Source organism: Saccharothrix sp. NRRL B-16348 (assembly GCF_001280085.1).
Lineage (GTDB): Bacteria > Actinomycetota > Actinomycetes > Mycobacteriales > Pseudonocardiaceae > Actinosynnema.
Genome location: NZ_LGED01000002.1, coordinates 26,184 through 49,774, shown reverse-complemented (window position 1 = coordinate 49,774; position 23,591 = coordinate 26,184). Strand labels below are relative to the sequence as shown.

20 protein-coding genes are annotated in these 23,591 nt (G+C 72.5%); 10 read left to right on the top strand and 10 right to left on the bottom strand.

Annotation, left to right across the window (positions count from 1 at the left end):
* Positions 1-42: 42 nt before the first annotated feature.
* Both ADK67_RS02575 and ADK67_RS02570 read right to left on the bottom strand, forming a co-directional pair.
* Entirely contained in the window at positions 43-969 is a 927-nt protein-coding gene (locus ADK67_RS02575) for an aldo/keto reductase (protein WP_197289237.1), read from the bottom strand.
* A complete protein-coding gene (locus ADK67_RS02570; RefSeq protein WP_053714741.1) occupies positions 966-1,907 on the bottom strand; it encodes an aldo/keto reductase in 942 nt (313 codons plus the stop codon). The genes ADK67_RS02575 and ADK67_RS02570 overlap by 4 nt, the downstream gene beginning before the upstream one ends.
* A gap of 45 nt (positions 1,908-1,952) precedes the next feature.
* Here ADK67_RS02570 and pdxR point away from each other — a divergent pair, with 45 nt between their 5' ends.
* Complete coding sequence (gene pdxR, locus ADK67_RS02565) at positions 1,953-3,413, top strand: MocR-like pyridoxine biosynthesis transcription factor PdxR (protein WP_053714740.1); 1,461 nt, start codon at positions 1,953-1,955, stop codon at positions 3,411-3,413.
* Here pdxR and ADK67_RS52050 read toward each other — a convergent pair.
* Positions 3,377-6,034 carry an ATP-binding protein gene (locus ADK67_RS52050; protein ID WP_231647979.1) on the bottom strand — a complete coding sequence of 886 codons (2,658 nt, stop codon included), beginning with the start codon at positions 6,032-6,034 and terminating at the stop codon, positions 3,377-3,379. The genes pdxR and ADK67_RS52050 overlap by 37 nt on opposite strands.
* A 228-nt stretch (positions 6,035-6,262) precedes the next feature.
* Between ADK67_RS52050 and ADK67_RS53270 the strand changes: the two genes are divergently transcribed.
* Positions 6,263-6,997, top strand: a complete 735-nt coding sequence (locus ADK67_RS53270; protein WP_157619859.1) for a hypothetical protein — start codon at positions 6,263-6,265, stop codon at positions 6,995-6,997.
* Positions 6,998-7,070: 73 nt separating this feature from the next.
* Positions 7,071-7,922, top strand: coding sequence for an alpha/beta fold hydrolase (locus tag ADK67_RS02550; RefSeq protein ID WP_053714738.1), 852 nt, complete (start codon positions 7,071-7,073; stop codon positions 7,920-7,922).
* 153 nt (positions 7,923-8,075) lie between these two features.
* Here the strand turns inward: ADK67_RS02550 and ADK67_RS02545 are convergent, their stop codons facing one another.
* A complete protein-coding gene (locus tag ADK67_RS02545; protein WP_053714737.1) occupies positions 8,076-8,522 on the bottom strand; it encodes a hypothetical protein in 447 nt (148 codons plus the stop codon).
* A 302-nt stretch (positions 8,523-8,824) separates the two neighbouring features.
* Between ADK67_RS02545 and ADK67_RS02540 the strand changes: the two genes are divergently transcribed.
* The 4 genes from ADK67_RS02540 to ADK67_RS02525 are packed head-to-tail and all read left to right on the top strand — an operon-like array spanning position 8,825 to position 12,432.
* Positions 8,825-9,520, top strand: a complete 696-nt coding sequence (locus ADK67_RS02540) for a hypothetical protein (RefSeq protein ID WP_053714736.1) — start codon at positions 8,825-8,827, stop codon at positions 9,518-9,520.
* Entirely contained in the window at positions 9,520-10,356 is an 837-nt protein-coding gene (gene bufB / locus ADK67_RS02535) for an MNIO family bufferin maturase (RefSeq protein ID WP_053714735.1), read from the top strand. The genes ADK67_RS02540 and bufB overlap by 1 nt, the downstream gene beginning before the upstream one ends.
* Positions 10,346-11,152, top strand: a complete 807-nt coding sequence (locus ADK67_RS02530) for an HvfC/BufC N-terminal domain-containing protein (RefSeq protein WP_053714734.1) — start codon at positions 10,346-10,348, stop codon at positions 11,150-11,152. Before bufB ends, ADK67_RS02530 begins: the two co-directional genes overlap by 11 nt.
* Entirely contained in the window at positions 11,149-12,432 is a 1,284-nt protein-coding gene (locus ADK67_RS02525; protein ID WP_053714733.1) for a ferritin-like domain-containing protein, read from the top strand. The genes ADK67_RS02530 and ADK67_RS02525 overlap by 4 nt, the downstream gene beginning before the upstream one ends.
* 78 nt (positions 12,433-12,510) lie before the next feature.
* Here the strand turns inward: ADK67_RS02525 and ADK67_RS02520 are convergent, their stop codons facing one another.
* From ADK67_RS02520 to ADK67_RS02500, 5 genes are all read right to left on the bottom strand, one after another.
* A complete protein-coding gene (locus ADK67_RS02520; protein WP_053714732.1) occupies positions 12,511-13,479 on the bottom strand; it encodes a heme-binding protein in 969 nt (322 codons plus the stop codon).
* Positions 13,480-13,626: 147 nt separating this feature from the next.
* Entirely contained in the window at positions 13,627-14,262 is a 636-nt protein-coding gene (locus tag ADK67_RS02515; RefSeq protein ID WP_053714817.1) for an NUDIX hydrolase, read from the bottom strand.
* Positions 14,263-14,280: 18 nt separating this feature from the next.
* Positions 14,281-15,531: an adenylosuccinate synthetase gene (locus ADK67_RS02510; RefSeq protein WP_053714731.1), complete on the bottom strand. Its 1,251-nt coding sequence runs from the start codon at positions 15,529-15,531 to the stop codon at positions 14,281-14,283.
* Positions 15,531-16,511: a hypothetical protein gene (locus ADK67_RS02505; protein WP_053714730.1), complete on the bottom strand. Its 981-nt coding sequence runs from the start codon at positions 16,509-16,511 to the stop codon at positions 15,531-15,533. Before ADK67_RS02505 ends, ADK67_RS02510 begins: the two co-directional genes overlap by 1 nt.
* Position 16,512: 1 nt before the next feature.
* A complete protein-coding gene (locus ADK67_RS02500) occupies positions 16,513-17,520 on the bottom strand; it encodes a protein kinase family protein (protein WP_053714729.1) in 1,008 nt (335 codons plus the stop codon).
* A 244-nt stretch (positions 17,521-17,764) separates the two neighbouring features.
* Here ADK67_RS02500 and ADK67_RS02495 point away from each other — a divergent pair, with 244 nt between their 5' ends.
* Positions 17,765-19,366, top strand: coding sequence for a TlrC/CarA/OleB/SrmB family ABC-F type ribosomal protection protein (locus ADK67_RS02495; RefSeq protein WP_053714728.1), 1,602 nt, complete (start codon positions 17,765-17,767; stop codon positions 19,364-19,366).
* On the opposite strand, the gene ADK67_RS02490 is transcribed toward ADK67_RS02495, so the two are convergent.
* Positions 19,367-20,584 carry an MFS transporter gene (locus tag ADK67_RS02490; protein WP_053714727.1) on the bottom strand — a complete coding sequence of 406 codons (1,218 nt, stop codon included), beginning with the start codon at positions 20,582-20,584 and terminating at the stop codon, positions 19,367-19,369.
* Between the two features lie 153 nt (positions 20,585-20,737).
* Between ADK67_RS02490 and ADK67_RS02485 the strand changes: the two genes are divergently transcribed.
* Positions 20,738-21,436: a GNAT family N-acetyltransferase gene (locus ADK67_RS02485; RefSeq protein WP_053714726.1), complete on the top strand. Its 699-nt coding sequence runs from the start codon at positions 20,738-20,740 to the stop codon at positions 21,434-21,436.
* 217 nt (positions 21,437-21,653) lie between these two features.
* Complete coding sequence (locus tag ADK67_RS02480; protein ID WP_053714725.1) at positions 21,654-23,390, top strand: glycoside hydrolase family 13 protein; 1,737 nt, start codon at positions 21,654-21,656, stop codon at positions 23,388-23,390.
* The last annotated feature ends 201 nt before the right edge of the window (positions 23,391-23,591 follow it).

Genomic DNA, 23,591 nt, shown 5'->3' with positions numbered 1-23,591 from the left:
CGACAGCCGGGTTCGCCGGACCCCCTCCGGCGAACCCGGCCCTCACGCCGCCGCGTCCAGGCGGTGGCGCTGGTCCTCGGTCAGGTCGAGCGACACCCCGGCGATCGCGTCGTCGAGCTGCTCGACGGTGCTGACACCGACGATCGGCGTGACCGGCGGGTTCGCACCCGTCAGCCACGCCAGCACCACCTGGTTGCGGTTCGTGCCGGTCTCGGCGGCGATCTCGTCCAACGCGGCCAAGCGGTTCGTGGTGCCGGGGTGGTCGTACTCGGCCGGCAGCGGCTTGTCGGCGCGGGTGTACCGGCCGCTCAGCAGCGGCGTGTACGCCCACAGCGCCATGTCCGGGTGGTGTTCGACGTAGTGGATCACCTCGTCGCTGAGCGCGCCGAACCGGACCACGGTCGGCCAGATCCCCGGCCGCGGCCGCAGGTACGTGTGGTGCTGCTGCACGGCCGTGAAGCCGACGCGACCGTGGACCTGGGCGAGCTGCCGTGCCCGTTCGACCTGCCAGACCGGGTAGTTGGAGCAGCCGAGCCGGCCGACCGCACCCGCCGTGACCACGTCGTCGAACGCGGCGACCGTCTCCTCCAACGGCGTGGCCGGATCGGGCAGGTGCGCCCAGTACAGCTCGACGTGGTCCGTGCCCAGCCGCCGGAGGCTGCCCTCGATCGCGCTCTTCACCGCACCGGCCGACAGCCCTTCGACGGCGCCGTCGCCGGTCGGCGCGGCGCCCACCTTCGTGCTGATCCGGACGCGGTCGCGGACACCGGGCCGGGCGGCGAGCCACCGCCCGAGCACGGTCTCGCTCTGCCCGCCGGCGCCGGCGGGGTCCACCCAGTACGCGTACGAGTCGGCGGTGTCGATCCAGGCGCCGCCGGCGTCCACGTAGCGGTCCAGGACCTCGAACGACCGCCGCTCGTCGGTGACCGTGCCGAACCACATGGCGCCCAGGACGAGGTCGCCGATCACGCCGCCGCGTCCAGCCGGTGGCGCTGGCCCTCGGTCAGGTCGAGCGACACCCCGGCGAACGCGTCGTCGAGCTGCTCCACCGAGCTGACGCCGACGATCGGCGTGACGTCGATGCCGCCGCCGGTCAGCCACGCGAGCACGACCTGGTTGCGGTTCGCGCCGGTCTCGGCGGCGATCTCGTCCAGGACGGCCAGGCGGCTCGTGGTGCCGGGGTGGTCGTACTCGGCGGGCAGCGGCTTGTCCGTGCGGGTGTACCGGCCGCTGAGCAGCGGCGTGTAGGCCCACAGCGCCATATCCGGGTGGTGTTCCAGGTAGTGGATCACCTCGTCGTCGACCTCACCGAACCGGTGCACCACGGTGGGTTGCGTCCCCGGCCGCGGTCGCAGGTACGTGTGGTGCTGCTGCACCGCGGTGTAGCCGACGCGACCGTGAGCCTGGGCGAGCTGCCGCGCCCGTTCGACCTGCCAGATGGGGTAGTTGGAGCAGCCGAGCCGGCCGACCGCGCCCGCGGACACCAGCTCGTCGAACGCGGCGACCGTCTCCTCCAGCGGCGTCACCGGGTCGGGCTTGTGCGCCCAGTACAGCTCGACGTGGTCCGTGCCGAGCCTGCGGAGGCTGCCCTCGATCCCGTTCTTGACGACACCGGCCGACAGGCCCTCGGCCGTCTCCGGGAACCGCCCGGCCTCGGTCGGCTCGCAGCCCACCTTCGTGCTGATCCGGACGCGGTCGCGGACGCCGGGTCGGCTCGCCAGCCAGCGACCCAGCAACGCCTCGCTCTGCCCGCCGAACCCGCTCGGGTCCTCCCAGAACGCGTAGCAGTTCGCGGTGTCGATCCAGACGCCGCCGGCGTCCACGTAGCGGTCCAGGATCTCGAACGACCGCCGCTCGTCCGTGACCGTGCCGAACAACATGGCCCCCAGAGCCAACTTCTCAACCATGCCGCCACCGTAGGGCGATTCGGCTCGGCAGTACGCTCCAATCCCGTGACGGTTTCCCAGACCAATTTCGCGTGGGCGACGCTGCTGGAGGTCGGTGGGCGCGGCCGCCTGCACGACCGCCTGGCGCACGCGCTGCGTGCCGCGATCCGGGACGGCCGGCTGGCGGAGGGCGCCGCCGTGCCGCCGAGCCGGGCGCTGGCGGAGGACCTGGGCTGCTCGCGCTGGGTCGTGACGGAGGCGTACGGGCAGCTCGTCGCGGAGGGCTACCTCACCGCGCGGGTCGGTTCGGCCACGCGGGTCTCGTGGTCTCCCGTGACGGCCGATCGTCCTCGCGCGCAGCGGGCGCCGGCCCGTCCGGCGATCCGGTACGACCTCGCGCCCGGCCTGCCGGACCTGCGGGCGTTCCCGCGCCGTCGCTGGGCCGACGCCGTCCGGGCGGTCATCGGCTCGGCCGTCCAGTACGACCTCGACATCCCCGACCCGGCCGGGCACGCGGCGCTGCGCACGACGCTCGCGGAGTACCTGCGGCGGTCACGCGGCGCGGACGCCGACGCCACGTCCGTGTCCGTGTGCGCCGGCGTCACCGACGGCCTGGCCCGCACGTGCCGCGCGTTGCACGCCGAGGGGATCACGGACGTGGCGGTGGAACACCCGGGCTGGCCGCGGCTGCGTGCCGCCGTGACCAGCGCCGGCCTGCGCGCGCACCCCGTGCCGGTGGACCAGGACGGCCTCCGGGTGGACGACCTGGTCCGCACGCCGGCCAGGGCGGTCGTGGTCGGCGCGGCGCACCAGTTCCCGACCGGCACGGTGCTGTCACCGGCGCGCCGGGCCCGCCTGGTGCGCTGGGCCCGCGAGGTCGACGGCTTCGTCATCGAGGACGACTACGACGCCGAGTTCCGCTACGACCACCACCCCGTCGCCGTCATGCAGGGCCTGGACCCCGGCCGGGTCTTCCTCCTGGGCACGGTCAGCAAGACCCTGTCCCCGGCCCTCGGCCTCGGCTGGCTGGTCGCGCCGCCCGTGATGATCCCGGCGCTGCGCACCGCGAACCCGGTGGCCGCCGCCCCACCGGTCCTGGACCAACTGGCGCTGTCCACCTTCATCGACCGCGGCTGGTACGACGCCCACCTGCGCGCCGCCCGCCGCCGCTTCCGCGCCCGCCGCGACCTGCTGCTCGACACCCTGGCCGCCGAGGTCCCGGAGGGCCGACCCGCCGGCACCGCCGCCGGCCTGCACGTCCTGCTGCACCTGCCGGACGACACCGACACCCGCCGCACGGTCCAGGCCGCGGCGTCCGCCGGCCTGCGCCTGGCGGACCTCGACGACTACCGCACGGAGCAGTCGCCGGGACGCGCCCTCGTGCTCGGCTACGGCAACATCGGCGACACGGAGATCCCGGCGGCCGTGGCACTCCTGCGCGAGGCACTGCGCTCGACCGCACTCGCGGCTCCCCGCACCCGCCGGCCCGATCAGCCGCGCCGGTCGGCGTCCAGCTCGTCGAGCTGACGCCGCACCCGCGCGGCGTCGTGGTCGCGGCCTTGGGCCTGGTACAGCTCCAGCGCCTTCGACCACACCGCGAGGGCCTGCTCGTGCTGCCCCAGCGCGACGTGGGGGTGCCCCAGCCCGTCAAGGGTGTCGGCCTCGGCGTAGCCGTGGTTCAGCTCGCGGAACCGGGTCAGTGCCTGCTGGTAGTGCCGGACGGCGTCGTCGTGCCGGCCGGTGTGGTGGTCGATGTAGCCGAGGCTGTCCAGGCTCATCGCCTCGCCTTCCGCGGCGTTGTGCTCGCGTTGCAGGGAAAGCGCGGCCCGGCAGTGCTCACGGGCCCGGTCGAAGTCGCCGAGCAACGCCGCGTACCAGCCGACGAGGTTGAGCGACAGGGCCTCGTCCGCACGGTCGTCCAGGACGCGGTGGAGGCGCAGGGCGTGGGTGGCGTGGTCGAAGGCCTTCCGGTTGTCTCCCCGCAGGGCCCACAACCGGGTGAACTCCTGGTGCGCGCGGGCCTGTTGGGCGCGGTTGTCGTGCCGTTCGGCCAACGACAGGGCCCGGCGCAGGTGTTCCTCCGCTTCCTCGTACCGCCGCAGGTCGGCGTGCGCGCGGCCGTTCCGCTGGTGGGCGATGACGCGGGCCTCGGGGTCGGGCAGGTGTTCGGCGGCGGCCAGCCCGGCCCGCCAGGCGGTGAGGCGGTCGTGGAAGTGCACCCGCCGGTGGTGGAAGGTGTCCATGGCCCACGCCAGGTACCACGACGTCAGGTGCAGGTCCCGCGCACCGGCGAGCTGCTGGGCCGCCAGGAGGTTGGCGTGCTCGCTGTCGAACCAGGCCAGTGCCGCGTGCTGGTCGAGCGGCGGGGGTCGGAGGTGCGTGCCGGGCGCCGGCTCGTCGAGCCGGACGGGTTCGTGGTCGGGGAAGAGCTGCCGGTTGGCGGCGATCGCGGTGTGCAGGTAGTGGTCGACGACCCGCCGCAGGGCGGCCTCCCGCGTCGCCTCGGGCAACGTCCGCGCGGTGTCGGCGGCGTAGAGGTGGATCAGGTCGTGCATGTGGTAGCGGCCGCGGGCGTCCTGGGTGATCAGCGACGCCTGTTCCAGCCCGCGCAACAGGGCCCTGGCGCCGCCGGGTGACAGACCGGTGAGCGCGGCGGCGGCGTGCAGGCCGATGTCGTGGCCCGGTGCGATGCCCAGCAGGGCGAACGTGGTGGCCTGGCCGGGACCGAGCGCGCGCCGCGACCACGACAGCACGGCGGGCAGGCTGGCGATCGGGTCGTCGTCGTCCAGCGCGTCCAGACCCAGCTCGCGCAGTTCCGCGGCGAGCGTCGCCAGCGGGGTGCCGGGGCGCGTCTGGGCGTGGGCCGCCACGATGCTCAACGCCAGTGGGAACCCTCCGCACAGGTCGACCAGGTCGTCCACCGCCCGTGGTTCGGCGGCCACCCGCGCCGCGCCGAGCCGGTCGGTGAGCAGGGCGCGGGCCTCGGTGTCGGCCAGCACGTCCAGCGGCACGTGGTGCGCGGAGTGGCTGGTGATCAGGCCGGACAGCCGTTCCCGGCTGGTGACCACGACGGTGCAGGTGTCGCCGCCGGGCAGCAGCGGGGTGACCTGGGCGGTGTCGGCGGCGTTGTCGAGCACGAGCAGCATCCGCCGGTCTGCCACCAGGCCGCGGAAGAGCGCGGCCTGGGCGTGCGGGTCGACCGGGATGCGGCCGGGGTCGACGCCGAGGGCGTCGAGGAAACCGCGCACGGCCACCGCCGGGTCCATCGGCGTGCCGTCGGGGCTGAAACCGCGCAGGTCGACGAACAACTGCCCGTCGGGGAAGCGGTCGAGGCGCCGGTTGGCCCAGTGCAGTGCCAGCCAGGTCTTGCCGATGCCGCCGGCGCCCGCGATCGCCGAGATCACCACGGTGCCCGCGGCGTTCCGCAGGGCCGCGTCCAGGCGGTCCAGCTCCTCCTGCCGGCCGACGAACGGCGATCGCGGCGCGGGCAACTGACGTGGCACGTCGTCCCTGTCCGGTGGCGCGGCGCGGTCGAGCACGGCGAGGTCGGCCGGGTAGGGGTGGTCGGGCAGGGCGATCCAGGCGGTGTCACGGGTCTGCTTCACCACGACCGCCGCGGGTCGGAACGTGGCCGGGTCCAGCACGGCGGAGTGGCGGACGACTTCCTGGAACACCCAGTCCGACACCATCAGCGCCAGCACACCGGGCGACTCGGCGAGCGCCTGCCTGAGCGCGGGGGCGTCGAGCAGGCGGAACGCCGTGGTCAGTGAGGTGGAGGTGACGCCGTGGCCGTCGAACGCGACCTCGCCCGCGTGCACGACCAGCCGCAGCCGCGCCCGTTGCTCGGGCGGGCTGGTGGCGTTGTGGTCGCGCAACGCCTCCGCCAACGCGCCCGGCACGACCTCGACCAGCGGGCCCTTCGGCACCTGGGGCGGGACCAGGACGAAGACGCTGTCGCCGCGGTCCTCGCGGTAGCAGTCCTCCCACCGCACCCCGGCCGCCCGCACGGCCCGTTCGACGACCCGGTACAGGCCCGCGCGCGTGCCCAGTTGGTGGGGCAGCGTCCGCCGCGGGTCGCCGAAGCCCTCCACGTCGACCGCCACGATCGCGCGGTGCAGCGCCGGTCCGGAGACCTCCAAGGCCGTCACGCGGACCGGACGACACGGACCACCGGCGGCTCCCGGTAACACGCAGTCACGTCGATCAGGGTGCCGGTTGCCGGCGCTCCGCCCCAGTTGGACCGGCAAGGTGTACCCGATCGCCGCACCCTGCCCGGCCCTGGTCCGCAATGGTGCGGGCACCGGGTGATCGTCACCGTGCGTGCCGGAAAGCCCGGGTAACGGTGACGTTACGCTGATGTCGGGAGGTGGTGCGGGGTGCGGTTGCCGTTTGGGGTGCACGAGTCGGTGCGTGCGGAGTTCGAGCGGCGGTGGTCGCGGGCACGGGTGTTGCTCGTGCCCGGTTTCCTCGCGCCGCCGGCGGTGAGCCTGGTCGTCGCACTGGTGGCCCCGTGGTCTGGCCCGGTCGGGCCGGGTTGGGTGCTGCTGGTGATCGGCGTCGTCGTGCCGGTGTGGTTCCTGGCCCGCCGCGTCTACGTGCACCGGCCCGGGTGGTGGGCCGGGCTGGTCGTGTACGCGGGCGTGGCGCAGGGGCTCGGGGTCGGGCTCCTCACCCGCAACGCGCTGCTCGCCCTGCCGGTCGTGGCCGCGACGGCGGTCGCGGGTGTGCTGGTGACGAAGGCGAAGGCGGTGCTGCTGGACGTGGTGGGCGGCGCGATCGCCGGCACCACGCTCGGCGTGCGCAGCGAGTCCCGGCAGGTGCGCAACGCCACCGGGCACCCCGTGCTCGCCCACGCCAACTTCGACGGCGAGCTGCTGCGCTGGCACGTGCGCACCGGACCGTCCACCCCGGACGTCTCCGGCGGCGAACTGCCGTTGCGCGAGATCGCCGACGTCCGGGTGGCCGACACCCGGGCCGCGCCGGGCGGCGAGGTGGTCGTGGTCCGCACCGCCGCCGAGCAGGACGTCGAACTGGTCGTCGGGCGCCCGCACGACTTCGCCACCCTCCTCGACCGCCGGTTGGCGCTGCTCCGGCGACCTGACTGGTCGTAGCGGCCGGCGCGTGACGTCCGCGCTTGTTACTCGTTGGTCAGGTCGACGTCCGACGACGGAAGGGGCAGCGGCCATGGCGACCGAACGGTTGCGGCTGGAGGACGGCACGGAGCTGAACGTGGCACTCAGCGGCCCGCCCGACGCCGAGTTGACCGTGGTGCTCGCCCACGGCTACGCGCTCGACCACCGCAGCTGGCACCGGGTGGTGGCGGCGCTGCCGGAGTCCGTGCGGGTGATCGCCTACGACCACCGCGGCCACGGCGGGTCCTCGCCGGCCGACAAGGAGACCGCGACGATCGAGCGGCTCGGCGACGACCTCGGCGAGCTGGTCGAACGGCTGGCGCCCGCCGGGCGGGTCGTCGTCGCGGGCCACTCGATGGGCGGCATGGCCGCGATGGCGATGGCCGAACGCCGTCCCCGCCTGTACCGGCAGCGGGTGGCGGGCGTGGTGTTCGTCTCGACCGCCGCCACGGGGCTGGCCGAGACGTCGTTGGCCTGGCCGAAGGCGCTGGGCAAGCTGGTCCGCGAGCTGGAACGCGCGTTCGGGCCGCTGGTGCGGGCGGTGCGGGAGAAGATCGAGCCCGCGAAGACGGCCGGGCTGCGCTGGTGGCTGTTCGGCGACGAGCCGCGCGAGGAGGACGTCGACCTCACCGCGGCCATGGTGTGGGCGCACTGGCCGGAGACGATCGCGCTGTTCCGCCCGGCGGTCGACCGGTACGACCGCGAGGCCGCGCTGTCCGTCGCGGGCGAACGCCCGGTGATCGCGATCGTCGGCGACGAGGACCGGCTGGTGCCGGAGTCCAACGCCAAGGCGCTGGCCGCGGCGGTCGGCGGCGAGTCGGTGGTGGTGGAGGACGCGGGCCACATGCTTCCGTTGGAAGCGCCCGCGGCGGTGGCCGATCGGATCATGGAGCTGGGTGCCTAGTGCCGTGACCGGCAGTCGCCGCACCCGCTCGCACGGGCTCGGCAGTCGCCGCACCGGTTCGCACGGGCCCGGCGGCCGAGCGCGGCCGCCGGGCGTCCGGTCCGATGTGGACCGCGTTGGTGGGCCGCGGGTCTCACGCCGGCCCGTGGCGGCTCACGTCGCCGGCGGCGCGGTCCGGTAGCTCTCGGTGTAGTAGTCGCCGAGGCGTTGCCGGTAGTCGTCGGCGTCGAACGTGTCCGGGTCGTACTCCGGCGCGTGCCGCACCTGGTCCTTGGTGCGGTCGACGTGCACCTTCTTCGCGTCGTGGTCGACCTTGGCGACGGCGCCGACCGGAAGCACGACCTTCAGGCGCGACAACCACGTGCCGGCGTCGACCAGCAGGCAGTCGGCGGGCACGCGGGCGTTCGACTGGTCGACCTCGCCGATCGGGCCGTCCAGCGCTTCGACCTCGTACCCGAGCAGGCCGATGTCCGGGCGGTCGTGGCGCTCGGTGGACCGGGTGGCTTCGTCGGCTTCGGGGGAGTCGGTGTCGCGCCGGTCGAGCAGTTCCGCGACGTTGCGCCAGACCCACGGCGCGAAGGGGATGGGGAGCGGCTGCATCTCGGCCTCCTTGGTCGGTGGACAACCCGGGAGTACCCGTTCGGGGGACGGTCGAGACCCAGCGTCGCTCTGTGTTCACGATAACTTCAGTGCTGACCAAAACCAGTCCTCGATCGAGGGTCCGCGCCACACCCTCCAGTGCAGAAGAAGCACCGAACGTGACGACCGCCGACCCTCGTAGCGGTGACGTCCCCTCCCCGAACGGGGCCGGCTGGTGATTCATCCGGTCGCGGCCACAACGGCGGTGTAGAAGGGATTGGGCCGGTTCTGCTCGGGAACCGGGTGGTGCTCCGCTGCGGAAGGTGGTCGCGAAGATGGGCGGCACGGACGATCAACGTGACGGTGGCCATGACGGGATGTCGGCGGAGCAGGCGGCGCTGTTCCTGACCGGCGGGCCCGCGGGCCGGGAACTGCGGGAGACCAGCCACGAGGCGGGTGGCCCGCGGGAGGGTCGGACCACGACCGCGACCGCGCCGGTGCTCGAGTTGCACGTGTGCATGGGTTTGAACGCCTGCAAGGCGCACGACGAGTCCGGCAAGGCGAAGCTGCCCGGCGAGGGGACGTGCGCCACGGCGTTGCACGTCTGCCACGGCGACAACCAGTGCCGCGGGCAGGGCGGTTGCGGTTACGCCGGCAGCGAGTTCGAGCAGACCAAGCCGGGCGAGCAGTCGTGCAGCGCCAACGGCAGTTGCGCGAGCCCGATCAACGAGTGCCGGGTGGCGTCGGCGGGTCCGTTCAAGGGCACCAGCGTGTGGAAGTTGGCGCGCACGCGGTTCGAGGCGCGGATGTGGGACGCCGGCGTGGCGTTCGGTCCGGCGCACGGCGAGGGCTACCCGAACGACAAGGTGCCGGCGTACGAGACGGATCGCGCGCAGCTCTTCGCCACGCTGAACGCGAGGCCGATCGTGACCCCGAGGACCGAGAAGGCCGAGAAGGGCCGGCGGGCCGAGGAGCCCGGGATGGCTGTCGAACTGCCGCGTTACGTGGGCCGTGTCTGATGTCGGCGCCCGACCGGCTCGGCCTGCCGGAGCTGGGCTTCGGCGTCGGGCTGCGCTCGCGCCACGCCGACCAGGTGCTGCGGGGGCCGTCCGGGGTGGACTGGTTCGAGGTCATCACGGAGAACGTCCTGGACAACGGCGGTTACGCCCGGTACCTGCTCGACCAGGTCGCCGAGCGGTTCCCCGTGGTGCTGCACGGCGTGTCGCTGTCGATCGGGAGCACGGATCCGCTCGACCTGGACTACCTGCGGCGGGTGGGGCGGCTGGCCACCGGTGTGGGCGCCGCGTGGGTGTCGGACCACTTGTGCTGGACCGGTGTCCTCGGGTTGAACACGCACGACTTGCTGCCGCTGCCGCTGACCGAGGAGTCGTTGCGCCACGTGGTGCGCCGGGTCCGGGTCGCGCAGGACGTGCTGGAGCGTCCGCTGGTCCTGGAGAACCCGAGCACGTACCTGGGTTTCACGGAGTCGACCGTGCCGGAGTGCGAGTTCCTGGCCCGGTTGGCGGAGGAGTCCGGGTGCGGGTTGCTGCTGGACGTGAACAACGTCTACGTGTCGGCGGTGAACCACGAGTTCGACCCGTACGACTACGTCCGGGCGCTGCCGGCCGACCGGGTCGTGTACGTGCACCTGGCGGGGCACACGGACCGCGGCACGCACCTGATCGACACGCACGACCAGCCGGTGGCCGATCCGGTGTGGGACCTGTACGAGTTCACGACCGGTCTGCTGCCGTCGGTGTCGGTGCTGCTGGAGTGGGACGACCGGATCCCGCCGTTCCCGGTCCTGACCGGCGAGTTGGACAAGGCGCGGGAGCGGACGGCCCGTGTCGGCTGAGCGGTTGCGCCGGCTCCAGAGCTGGTTGCAGGGTGCGATCCTGGACCCGGCGGGTGCCGGTGACGTGGCGGACGTGGTGGTGGCGACGGCGCGGCTGCCCGCCGACCGACGGCTGGCGATCTACCAGCACGGTTACCGCTCCCGGTTGATCGACTGCCTGAGCGCGCACTACCCGGTCGCCCGGCACCTGCTCGGCGCGGAGCTGTTCGAGGAGTTCGCCCGGGAGTACCTGCGGGTCCGCCCTTCGCGCAGCTACACGTTGGAGGCGCTCGGCGCGGGGTTCGCGGACCACCTGGCCGCCGGTCGTCCGGACCTGGTTGCCGGGGAGCGGGAGCCGTGGATCGACCTGCTGTACGACGTCGTCCGGTTCGAGCGGGCCTTCACCGAGGCGCACGCCGCGGCCGGTGCGGAGTTCCGCGAACCGCCACCGGCCCCGCCGGGGCCCGGTCACCCGGGTTGGGCCGACACGGTGGTGTCCACCGTGGAGTGCCTGCGGCTGGTGCGGGCCGGTTTCCCGGTGCACACGTTCAGCGTCGCGGTGCGTGCCGGTCAGGATCCGCCGCTGCCGCGGCCGGGTGACGTCCGGTTGGCGTTGGCGCGCGCCGACTTCGTGGTGACGGTGGCCGAGCTGGACGAACCCCGTCACCGGCTGCTGGCGGCCCTGCGGGCCGGCACGCCCCTGGGTCGGGCCGGTGGCGACGCCGGGTTGACCTCGGGGGAGACCGACGCGTGCCTGCGCACCTGGATGGCCGATCGACTGATCGTCGGAATCAACGGAAGGACGTCCCACCGATGACCACCACCCACACCGCTGTGCCCGCAGCGTACAAGCTTCCCAAGGCCGACAAACCGATCGACTCGGTCGATGCGCTGTTCTCGCACCTCTACGACGCGGCGCGGTTGGAGCTGTCGACCATCCCGCTGTACTTGTACGCCGCGTACTCGATCAAGACGGACAACGTGTCGCAGTGGTCGGCGGGGCCGGGCGCGTTCCGGTTGATCAAGAGCATCGTGATCGAGGAGATGCTGCACCTGTCCCTGGTGCGCAACCTGATCGTGGCGATCGGTCGCGGCGACCACATCAAGTTCCAGCACAAGGAGTTCGTCCCGACGTTCCCCTCGCCGATGTTGCACCGGGTGCCGGAGCTCACGCTCAAGCTGGCCCCGTTGACCACGGACCTGGTGCGGGACGTGTTCATGCCGCTGGAGCTCCCGGCGAAGGTGGGCGCGCCGGCGGAGTCGGGTGAGTACCAGACGATCGGCCAGTTCTACAAGGCGATCTTCGACGGTTTCCAGCGGCTGTGCGGTGTCGATCCCATCGTGCCCACCCGGCTGGGCCCGCCCGGCGAGCAGGAGCTGAAGCTGTTCAAGCACAACCGGCTGGACCTGCAGTACACCAACACCTACTGGAACGAGGGCGGCGGTGGCGCGCCGATCATCGTGAACGACCTGCACTCGGCGCTCACCGCGATCAACGTGATCGTGGAGCAGGGCGAGGGCATGGACCCGGACCAGCAGGTGGTGCCGATCGATCCGGCGGATCCGAGGGAGGACCTGGCGACGGGTCTGTTCGAGGCGCCGCACTACGTGAAGTTCAAGCGCATCGCCGACGGCTGGGAACCGATCGGCGACGTCTACCACGTGCCCGAGAACCCGCGTGTGGCCGATTACCCGGAGGGTCCTGTCCGCGACCTCGGAGTGTTGGCGTCCGCCGCCTACACCTACGTGCTCGCGCTGCTGGACGAGCTCTACAACACCTCGGGGAAGGACGTGAAGCCGGGCGCGACGAGCCGGCGTTACGGGTTGGAGCGGGTGTTCGTCGCGGCGATGCAGGGCCTGCTGTTCGGTGTGATCAAGGAGTTGGTGCGCACGCCGATCACCAAGGAGCTGCACCACGACCTGCACGCCGCGCCGACGTTCGAGTACTACGAGTTCCCAGACGACGTGCCGATGACCCGGCACTTGAAGGAGCTGTGCGAGCGGGTGTTGCCGCACTACCCGGCGCTCGGCGGGGACAACAGCGTCCTGTGGCTGATCAGCAAGCAGATGCCGGAGGATCTCGGCACCCGTCTCTAGGAGTGGCGTGACCCGGCCCGGTCACGGCGGAGCGTTCCCGCCGCGGCAGGGCCGGGTCGAGGTCGGTCCACAGCGGCGTCACATCATCTTCACCCTGGTGAGGACGTTGGACGTCGGGTGGGGGAAGGTGTAGTGGTTGTCGCCGATCAGGAGGTCGAGCACGATCCGCTGGGTGTAGGCGAGGATGTCGTAGTTGGTCCCGCCGTCGAGCGACATGAGCCAGTAGTCCGCGCTGTAGCCGGTGAGCGCCGCCCTCCGCTGTTCGAACGGGATGTTCATCACCCCGCCGCCGTTGGCGGTGTCGACCTGGCAGTGGATGTAGTTGGAGATGGGGTGGTCGGCGCCGACGAGGTCCACGATCGCGGCCTGGAGCGGCAGGGTGATCTGTTCGGTCAGGACGGGATGCGGGTTCTGGTAGTTGTCCGGAGCGGTGAGGGTGTCCTGGTACGGAGAGGTGTTCAGGCCGGTCGGGGTGGGCAGAGGCGGGTCCGCGTTGGGGATCAGCGGCGCGAAGATGTGGTCCGAGCAGCTGCCCAGGGCCAGGACCGAGACGCCGTGCGGCACCGAGATCTGCTTGCAGATCGTCTGGGTCGGGGGTTGTGGTTCGGGGTCGCCCGGCTCGTAGGTCGGGGGGCTCGTCGCGTAGGGGCCGATCTGCTGCTTCTCCGTCTGCAGGTGGAGCCACGCCCCGTTCTCCTCGTGGACGATGGTGTCGATGCCGGGGCCTTCGGCGAAGCGGATCTGCTGGTCGTAGAACAGCACGTACGGCGTCTGCTGGTAGGTGCCGCCCCGGTTCGGCGCGGTGACCGGGCTGGCCACGTCGTCCGTGTCCTTGAACACGATCGTCTCGTAGTACCGGAAGTTCTTGAGGATGTACCCGAAGTCGTTCCCGTTCTGGGGTGACTGCTGCGGCAGGGGCATCACGTTGTACGAGTACGGGTCGGTCTGGTCGCCCTTGGTCGTGCCGGGCAGGTTCTGGTTCGTCCACGTGCCGACCAGCAGCTGCTGGAAGCGTGACAGGTCCGCGATTTGTGCCTTGAGTGGCATCAGGCGCTCCAGGTGTTCTCGCCGGCCCCCTGAGGCATGGTCGGTCGTGGTTGTCACGCGGATCAAGGCAACCTTGGTGGCGTCACCCGTCGTGGCATGTCCGTCACACGATCGGAGACGGGATTGTCGCGTGGTGCGACCGGCGGACTACGGGGTCCAGCGCCAGACCGACGGGGGCCGTCCGCCTTTGGGCAGTGCGGCGGCGTGCTGCGCGGTGCGTTCCAGGCCGGGCACGCGTTCCATGGTGCGGCCGAGGTTGGCGGGGTAGGGCCGGTCGCCGGTCAGGGATTCGGTGACGTCGAGGGCGTGCGCGGTGGTGAACTCGCGGCCGAGGAGGCCGGCGGTGAACGCGGTGTCGCGCCAGAGGTGGTCGGCGAGGATCGGGCGGCAGTCGTGGACGATGCGGTCGTGGTCGAACGCCAGCGGCGGCACGTCGGCGAGCGGTGTCCACGTCGGGCCGTCGCCGGTGAGCTTGCCGGGGTCGATGGTGGCCCACAGGGCGATGGACAGCGTGGGTCCGCGCGGGTCGCGGGAGGGCTCGTCGAACGTGGTCAGCTGACCGGAGGCGGAGATCGCCGCTTCGGGCACGCCGAGCTTGCCGGTGACCGCGCGCCGTGCCGCGTCACGCAGCCGTTCGCCCTTGCCCAGCAGGACGCCGGGCAGGGCGAGGACTCCAGCGAACGGCTCGAGGGCGCGGGGCGCGATGCCGAGGAGCACGGCGCGCGCGGTCGGGTCGAAGCGCAGCGCCAGCACGTCCACCGACACGGGGGTCGACTCGATCATGGCCCGATTCTCCCGCATTCAGCGCAGCGCCGGTGCCCGCACGGTGTAGTCCGCGCGGTCGGGGCCGGCGCCGGTGACCAGGACCGGCACGTCGAGGTGGTCCGCCAGCCAGGTCGCCGGGTCGGGCAGGGCGGTCAGGGTCGGCGTGCGGTGGTCCAGGAACGCGGTCAGGTCCGTGGTCGGCAGGGGGGCGTCGTAGGCGGTGGCGACGTGCAGGTCGGGCGCGTCCAGGTGCGTGACGGCCAACCCGTCGACCCCGCCGCACGCGTCCACCGCGTACCGCAGCAGCACGGCGTCGAGGTGTCCGGCGCGCCACGCGCCCTGGTACTCGCCGGTGCCGTTGTGGCGTTCGGGGAACCGCGCGAGCACGCGGTCGTCCTCGGTGGGGAACGGTCCGGCGCCGTGCCGGGTCTGGTAGGTCCGGGTCACGCCGAGGACGGTGGCGCGGCGGTGTCCGAGCAGCTCGCGGGCGTTGTCGGGGGTGACGGTGGACCACGTGGTGTGCGGGTGGAAACCCCGCCACTGGTCGAGCAGCACGCCTTGGGCACCTTCGAACACCAGTCGCCCGTGCTCGGCCAGGCGGCCCACTTCGTCGCCGGTCGTGACGCGGACCGCGCCCGCGAAGTCCCGGTACAGCGCCACGAGGTCGTCCACGGACCGTCCGGCGCCGATCAGCGGCTCGTAGAAGCGGGCCAGGGCGTCGAGCTTGGCGCGCAGCACGGCCGGGTGGGCGCAGTCGCCGACCGTCGGCGGCGGGCCGGGTTCGCCGGTCACCTCCTGGTCCTCGACCACGTCGCCCGCCGCCGCGCCGCGGGCGGCGAGCAGCCCGTACCAGGTGGTCTCGCCGATGCCCTTGCCGCACGACCCGTGCCGGGCGTGCCCGCGAGCGTCCTCGCGGGCACGGTTGGCGGCGACGTGGATCGGGGTGGTGAGCAGGGCGTCGGCGTCGATGGACAGCAGTCGCAGCGGGTCGGCGACGCCCAGTTCCGCCAGCTCGCGCGACTCGGTGGCCAGGGCGATCGGCTCGACCAGGACGTGCCGGGAGAGGTGGGTCGGCACGCCCGCGAGCGTGCCGGACCCGAACTGGCTGAACGTGTGGTGCCGGTCCCCGACGACGACGTTGTGCGCGGCCTGCGCGCCGCCGTTGAACCGGACCACCGACGTCACGGGGGCGTCGTGCAGGAGGGCGTCGTGGCAGAGGGCGTCGACGACGGCTCCCTTGCCCTCGTCGCCGAACCCGAGGCCCACGACGATGACGTGCCCGTCCATCACGTCAGCGTGACGTCGTCGGGGCCGTCGAGGGCCGGGGGAGTGGCGGTGGTGGCGACCGTCTTGCCGCCGACGTGGACCAGCGCCTTGCCGACGGCCCGGCTCTCCGCGACCGAGCCGATCTCCGCCAGGTCCACCATCGCCTGGTCGAGGTCGACGACCCGTTCCTCCATGCCGATGGTGGCGGCGATCAGCTCGCACACCGCGCCGGGGTCGTCCAGCTTGAGGAAGCGCTGGCCGAGCAGGTCGCGCCAGTGGTCGGCGATCTGCTCGTCGTGGAAGTACGACGACTGGTTGGGCAGCACGAAGTACACGTGCCACTTGCGGCTCAGCTCCCGGTACACCGAGGCCGGGTCGATGTCCTCCTTGATGTCGTCGCCGATGATCCGGCGGATGTGCCGCGCCTCCAGGCGGGGCTTGTTCAGCTCGTCGCCGATGAGGAACAGGTAGCCCTTGCGGCCGCGCTTCTGCCACGCGTCGGTGACCACGTGCCGGGCCACGAAGTACGCCGCCAGCTCGTAGGACTCGCTCTTCTGGCCGCCGCCGTTGCCCTCCAGGAAGATGGTGCGCAGCTGCTCGTCCATCCGGTTGTCCGACTCGAACTGGCCGACCTGCAGCGGCACGCGGTCGCTGTCGGCGTCGCCGATGCCGCCGAACATCAGCTGCGGGTCGGTGAGGTAGCCCTTGCGCTGCAGCAGGCCGTGCAGCTTGCCGAGCTTGCGCTGCATGATCTGCGGCACGCGGCCCATCGAGCCGGTGACGTCGAACAGCACCGCGATCGGCGTCGAGTCGGCGTGGTCGGGCGAGTCGCGGCACTCGCGCGCGGCCACGCCCTTCGGGTCGAGCGACGGGTCGGCCTTCCACTCCTTGGCCGGGCGCGACCGCATCGTGGCGGTGTAGCCGAAGTCGTCGATGCCCTTGGCGGCGCGGAAGGTCGTGGCCGCCTTGTAGGCGTTGTCGTCCCACTTGCCGTGTCCCATGTCAGGCTCCTGTCCTGGGTAGTGCGAACGGGCGGAAGGTCCGTTCGCCGTAGAGGTCTTCGAGCAGGTCGTCGTACTCGGTGAGCAGGTCGACGGCGTCCGGTCGTCTGGTCGGGTCGTCCTGGGTGCAGCCGCGGGCGAACCTGCGTTGCGCGGTCTCGCGGTCCGCCAGGAGGTCCAGCATCAGCGTGTGTGCCATGTGGACGTCGGTGGCGGGGGTGACCGGTCGTCCGGCGTGGACTTCCGGCGGGTAGGGGATGGTCTTGTCGGTGGCGAGGGGTCGTTCGCCCGCGCTGACCGCGAACGTCCAGCCGGCCAGCACGACGCCGTGCTGTTCGGGGTGCACCAGGACGTTCTCGGCGACGATCGCGCCGTGCACGAGGCCGATGCGGTGCGCGCCGGCGATCGCCCGCAGCAGCCTGCGGTGCATCCAGGCGTAGTCGCGGCCGTCCAGGCCGTGCGGGAACGCCCGCCGCACCTCGGCGAGGGTCACGAACCCGTCCACGAGCGGTGCGAGCACGGTGAAGGCGCGTGAGCCGCGGGCGACGTCGCCGGAGGTGTCGACGAGGTGGGGGTAGTAGGGGCGCAGCCAGCGGTGCTGGTCGGTGAAGCGGGCGAGTCGGCGCAGCGCGTCCCACTCGGCGTGCAGGAGGGGGTTGAGCGCGGGGTTGCGCACGACCTTGACCACGTTCGGGCCGTCGGTGAGGTAGGCGTTGGCGACGCTGCCGACCGCGTGCCGTTCGGCGAGCCGGTAGGTGGCGCGGTCGGTGCGCAGCTCGACCGACGTGCCGTGCCGCCATTCGTGGTGCAGCCGGGTCAGCTCGGCCGACGCCGCGTGCGCCCTGGTGTCGTCCGCGCCGACCCGGTCGGGGTGCAGCACGGCGGCGAGCGCGTGGTAGAGCCGCTGTGCCTCCTTGCGGCGGGCCGGGTCCGGGTCGAACGGGCCGAACAAGTCGGCCGCCGAGCCCGCCCGTTCGACTCGTTCGAGCGCTTCGTCCCTGGTGAACATAGTTTGAGTCTAGACGACTCAAACCGGGCGGCGAGATGGAATAAGGTGTGTCGCCCGTCACGTATCGCCGCACGGGATGGTTCGGCTAGGGTTTCGGGCGATGTTGTACTTCCTGTGATCATCGGGCAATTCGCTCGCGTCGAGCCACGCTCCGCGAGCGCTTCTCCACACCCTCCGCACCGATGACTCGGCGTTGCCACGCCGGGAACAGGAGTCTGCCTTGCGCACCGCGCATCACGCCCTAGTGGCGCAACTGGCCCTGCACGACGTCACCAAGAGCTACCACGGCCACGTCGTGCTCGACGCGGTCTCGTTGTCCGTCAAGCCCGGCGAGAAGGTCGGCGTGATCGGCGACAACGGATCCGGCAAGTCCACCCTCCTCGCCCTGGTCGCGGGCCGGGTGGCGGCCGACAACGGCGAGGTCACCGTGGTCTCGCCCGGCGGGATCGGGTACCTGGCCCAGACGCTGGACCTGCCGCCGCACGCCACCGTGGCCGACGCCGTCGACCTCGCGCTGGCCGACCTGCGCGAGCTGGAGGCCCGGATGCGCCGGGCCGAAGCCGAGCTGGCCGGACCGCACGCCGACCCGGAGCACTACGCGTCCCTCGTCGAGCGGTTCGAGGCGAGGGGCGGCTACGAGGCCGACACGAGGGTCGACGTGGCCCTGCACGGCTTGGGGCTGCCCGGGTTGGACCGCCGGCGGGCGCTGGGCACGTTGTCCGGCGGCGAGCGGTCGCGGCTCGCGCTGGCCGCGACGCTGGCGTCCTCGCCGGAACTGCTGCTGCTGGACGAGCCGACCAACGACCTGGACGACCAGGCCGTGGCCTGGCTGGAACGGCGCCTGGCCCGGCACACCGGGACCGTCGTCGCGATCACCCACGACCGCGTGTTCCTGGAGCGCGTCACGTCGACCATCGTCGAGATCGAGGCGGGACGCGTGGCCCGGTTCGGCGACGGCTACGACGGCTACCTGGCCGCCAAGGCGGCGGACCGGGCACGGCGGCTGCGCGAGCACGAGGAGTGGCGGGCCGAGCTGGCCCGACAGGAACGGCTGCTCGCCTCGGCCGCGCGACGGTTGGGCGAGATCCCCCGGAAGATGGACAAGGCCGGGTTCGGCGGCGGCCCGTTCCGGGCCAGGGGCCGGGCCCACGGCGCGATGAGCCGCATCCGCAACGCCAAGGAACGCCGGGCGCGCCTGACCGGGAACCCGGTCGCGCCGCCGCCGCAGCCGTTGCGGTTCTCCGCGCGGCTCGGCGGGGGCGGCGGCGCGACGGAGTGGGCGGCCGAGCTGTCGGACGTGCGGGTCGGCGACCGGCTCCTGTTGCCGCGCCTGACCGTGCGACCGGGTGAGCGGCTGCTGGTGACCGGCCCCAACGGCGCGGGCAAGACCACGCTCCTGCGGGTGCTCAGCGGTGAGCTGAGCCCGGACGCCGGCGTGGTCGACGTGCCGGGGCGGGTCGGGCACCTGCGGCAGGAGGAAGCGGGTTGGCGACCGGAGCTGACCGTGCTCCAGGCGTTCGCCGAGGGCCTGCCCGGTCACCCGGACGAGCACGTCGACGCACTGCTGGCCCTGGGCCTGTTCGACCGCCGCGACCTGCGGACGTGGGTCGGCGAGCTGTCCTACGGGCAGCGGCGGCGCGTCGAGCTGGCCCGACTGGTGACCAGGCCGGTCGACCTGCTGCTGCTGGACGAGCCGACCAACCACCTGTCACCGGGCCTGGTCGAGGACCTGGACCGGGCGTTGGCGGACTACCCGGGCGCGCTGGTCGTGGTCACGCACGACCGGCGCACGCGGGCCGGGTTCGACGGCACGCGCCTGCACCTGGAGGACGGCCGGGTGGTGTGATCACGTCGCGGCGGCGGCCGACCGGTGCAGGTCGGTCGCCGCCGCGAACGGCCGCCACGCGACCACGGCCACGCCCGCCACCACCGCGACCGCGAACCAGAACGGCGTGGTGATGCCGAACTGGCGGGCCAGCAGGCCGCCGACGAGCGCGCCCAGCGCGGACCCGCCCACGCTGAGCAGGAAGTAGGCGCTGCCCACCCGGCCGCGCAGCTCGTCGGGCACCTCGCGCTGCCGGATGGACTGCGTGATCACGTTCCACACCACCGCGTGCACGCCGAACACCGCGAGGATCGCGCCCACGACCCACACGTCACGGGCCAACGCCAACCCCAGGTGGGTGCCCGCCTCGATCACCAGGCCGACCCGCAGCAGCGCGGTCGGCCCGAACCGGTCGATCAACCGGCTCGAGACCGCCGTGCCGAGCAGGCCGCCGACCGCGATCGCGCTGAGCAGCAGGCCGAACCACCTCGGGTCGAGGCCGAGCCGTTCACCGGAGTACAGCACCAGGATCGACACCGCGCCCATGAGCGTCAGGTTCATCAGGCACAGGCAGAGCCCGAGCGTCCGCAGCACCTCGTGCCGCCACAGCCACCGCAACCCCTCGCCGATCTCCGCCCGCACCGTCCGCCGCTCGACCGGCGCCTGCGCGGGCACGTTCCGCAGCACCGCGATCAGCACCGCCGCGATCACGAAACTGGCCGCGTCCAGCCCGAACGGCACCGCGGCGGCGACCACGAACAACGCCGCGCCGACCGGCGGCGCCACGAGTTGCCCGCCGAGGACGTGCGTGGCCATCAGCCGCGAGTTGGCCCGCGGCAGCTGGTCCGCGGCGACCACCGCCGGCAGCAACGCCGACGACGCGTTGTCCGCGATCGTCTCACCGACGCCGAGCAGGAACAGGCACGCGTACACGACCGGCACCGACGCGTGCCCCGTCCAGATCGCCACGGCCAGCCCGGCCACGATCGCGCCGCGGGCCAGGTTCGCCGCCACGGCCAGCCTCCGCCGGTCGAACCGGTCCACGATCACACCGCTGACCAGCGAGAACAACAGCCACGGCAGTTGCTGGGCGAACACCGCGCCCGCCACCAGCGCCGGATCGTCGGTGAGCGAGGCCAGCAGCAGGGGACCGGCGGCCATCGTCATGCCGTCGCCGAAGTTGGACACGGCGGAGGCGAACCACAGCCTCGCGAAGTCCGGACCCAGTCGGCGCGCCATGCGGCGGACGTTAGCGACACCGCCCACCCGGGGCACGTCCCGATCCCGCGCGTTCAGCCCAGGACGGATTCCGCCGAGAGCGATAGGGAGGTGGACAGATCGTCCCGGCGGCACGCATGATCGATCCGGTCGCGAACTACTGGGGGTACGCGCATGGCCTCGCCGTTGGACAACCCGGCCTGGACGTCGTTGACCGGGCCGCACGCCCACTTCGCCGAACGGCACGGCCGGGTGCTGCGCTACCCGTCGGACGTGGCGCCGTTCGTGGCGCTGCCCGACGAGCCCGACGACCGGGTGTGGTCCGACGTCGCCGCGCTCGCAGGCCCGGCCGCGATCGTGCCGATCATCTCGTCGTTCGCGCCGCCCGCCGACTGGGAACTGGTCGAGCGGTTCGACGTCGTGCAACTGGTCGAGGACGACGTGCGGGTCGCCGAGGACGCCGAGGCGGTCCGGCTCGGCCCCGCCGACGTGCCGGAGATGCTGGACCTGGTGGAGCGCACCCAACCGGGACCGTTCCGGCCGCGGACCGTGGAGATGGGCACGTACCTGGGCATCCGGCGGGACGGCGCGCTGATCGCGATGGCGGGCGAACGCCTCCACCCGCCGGGGTGGCGGGAGATCAGCGCCGTGTGCACCGATCCCGCCCACCGCGGCCTGGGCCTGGCCACCCGACTCGTGCTCGCCGTCGCCGCCGGGATCCGGGCCCGCGGCGAGCAGGCGCTGATGCACGCCACCGCCGCCAACACCTCCGCGATCCGGCTGTACGAGTCCCTGGGCTTCCGGGTGCGCACCAACACCGTCATCACGCTGCTCCGCGTGCCCGAGCGGACCGCGGCCGGCCTGCCCGCCTGACCGGCCTCGGCCGTCGGACAGCCCGGCCACTTTCCGCGACCACGTGTGGACGCTGCTCACCTCGTCGTCGGCGGTGTGCCCCGCGTTGACCGTCCACATCGGACGCATATTCGGTGGTCCGGGCGTGCGTCCGAAGGGGGAGCGTGGTGTCGGATGCGCCGCCGCGCGGGTAGTGGTGGACTGGGACGACGTTCGACGAACCGGGTGAGGATGGCACATGGCTCTGGACCAGACCTTGGCAAACCCGACCACCGCGCCGTGGTGGACCTCGGCCGTGGTGTACCAGGTGTACCCGCGCAGCTTCGCCGACTCCGACGGCGACGGCGTGGGTGACCTGGCCGGGCTGACGTCCCGGCTGGACCACCTGGAACGCCTGGGTGTGGACGTGATCTGGCTGTCGCCGGTCTACGCGTCCCCGCACGCCGACAACGGCTACGACATCTCCGACTACCAGGCGATCGACCCGGTGTTCGGCACGTTGGAGGACTTCGACGAACTGCTGGCGCAGGTGCACGCCCGGGGCATGAAGCTGGTCATGGACCTGGTGGTCAACCACACGTCCGACGAGCACCCGTGGTTCGTGGAGTCCCGGTCGTCGCGCGACAACCCGAAGCGGGACTGGTACTGGTGGCGCCCGCCGCGGGAGGGCTTCGAGGCCGGGCAGCCGGGCGCCGAGCCGACGAACTGGGGCTCGTTCTTCTCCGGCCCGACCTGGACGTTGGACGAGGCCACGGGGGAGTACTACCTGCACCTGTTCGACAGCAAGCAGCCCGACCTCAACTGGGAGAACCCCGAGGTCCGGCAGGCGGTGTACGCGATGATGCGGTGGTGGCTGGACCGGGGCGTGGACGGCTTCCGGATGGACGTCATCAACCTCATCTCGAAGGATCCCGACCTGCCCGACGGCGCCACGACCGGCGTCGGCGGGCTCGGCGACGTGTTCCCGCACGTCGCCACCCGCCCCGGCGTGCACGACTTCCTGCGCGAGATGAACCGCGAGGTGTTCGAGGGCCGGGTCGGCGAGTTCCTGACCGTGGGGGAGATGCCGGGCGTGACGTGGGAACAGGCCCGGCTGTTCACCGACCCGGCACGGGGCGAGCTGGACATGGTGTTCCAGTTCGAGCACGTCTGGCTCGACCAGGGGCCCGGCGGCAAGTTCGACCCGAAGCCGCTGGACCTGCGTGACCTGAAGGCGTCGTTGGGCCGGTGGCAGACCGCGCTGGCGGACGTCGGCTGGAACAGCCTGTACTGGAACAACCACGACCAACCGCGCGTGGTGTCCCGGTTCGGCGACGACGGCGAGCACTGGCGCGAGTCGGCGACGGCGCTGGCGACCGTGCTGCACCTGCACCGCGGCACACCGTTCGTCTACCAGGGCGAGGAGTTGGGGATGACGAACGCCCCGTTCGCCGGCGTGCACGAGATGCGTGACGTCGAATCGCTCAACCACTACCGCCACTCCGTCGCCGCCGGTGGCGATCCCGAATCGGTGCTGCGCGGTCTGCGCGCGATGGGCCGCGACAACGCCCGCACGCCCGTGCAGTGGGACGCGACCCCGAACGCCGGCTTCACCACCGGCGAACCGTGGCTCGCGGTCAACCCCAACCACACCTGGCTCAACGCCCAGGTCCAGTACGACGACCCGCGCTCCGTCTTCAACCACTACCGCAGCCTCATCCGACTGCGCCACGAGCTCCCCGTCGTCGCCCTCGGCGACTTCCGCATGCTGCTGGCCGACGACCCGCACGTCTACGCCTACGAACGCACCCTGGACGACACCCGCCTGCTCGTCGTGGCCAACCTCAGCGGCACCCCGCAGACCGTCGACCTGGACCGCGAGTGGTCCGCCGCCGACGTCGTCCTGGCGAACACCGAGGAGGCGCTGATCTCACCCGGAGGAGTCGACCTCCGCCCGTGGGAGGCACTGGTGCTCACCCGGTCATCCGGGGCCTGACCTGCGGATTGCGGAAACCTGCAAGCCATCCGCACGGCCGACCGCACACACTGGTGACCGGCGCCGCGGCCCACTCAGGGGGGAGGGTCGCGGCGCCGGGGGGCACTCGCGACACCGGTCGCGGGGACCGACCGGGCGCGGTGAACCGGTACTGGGCCGGTTCACCGCGCCCGGCCATGTCCTGCCTGGCCACCGGCCGGC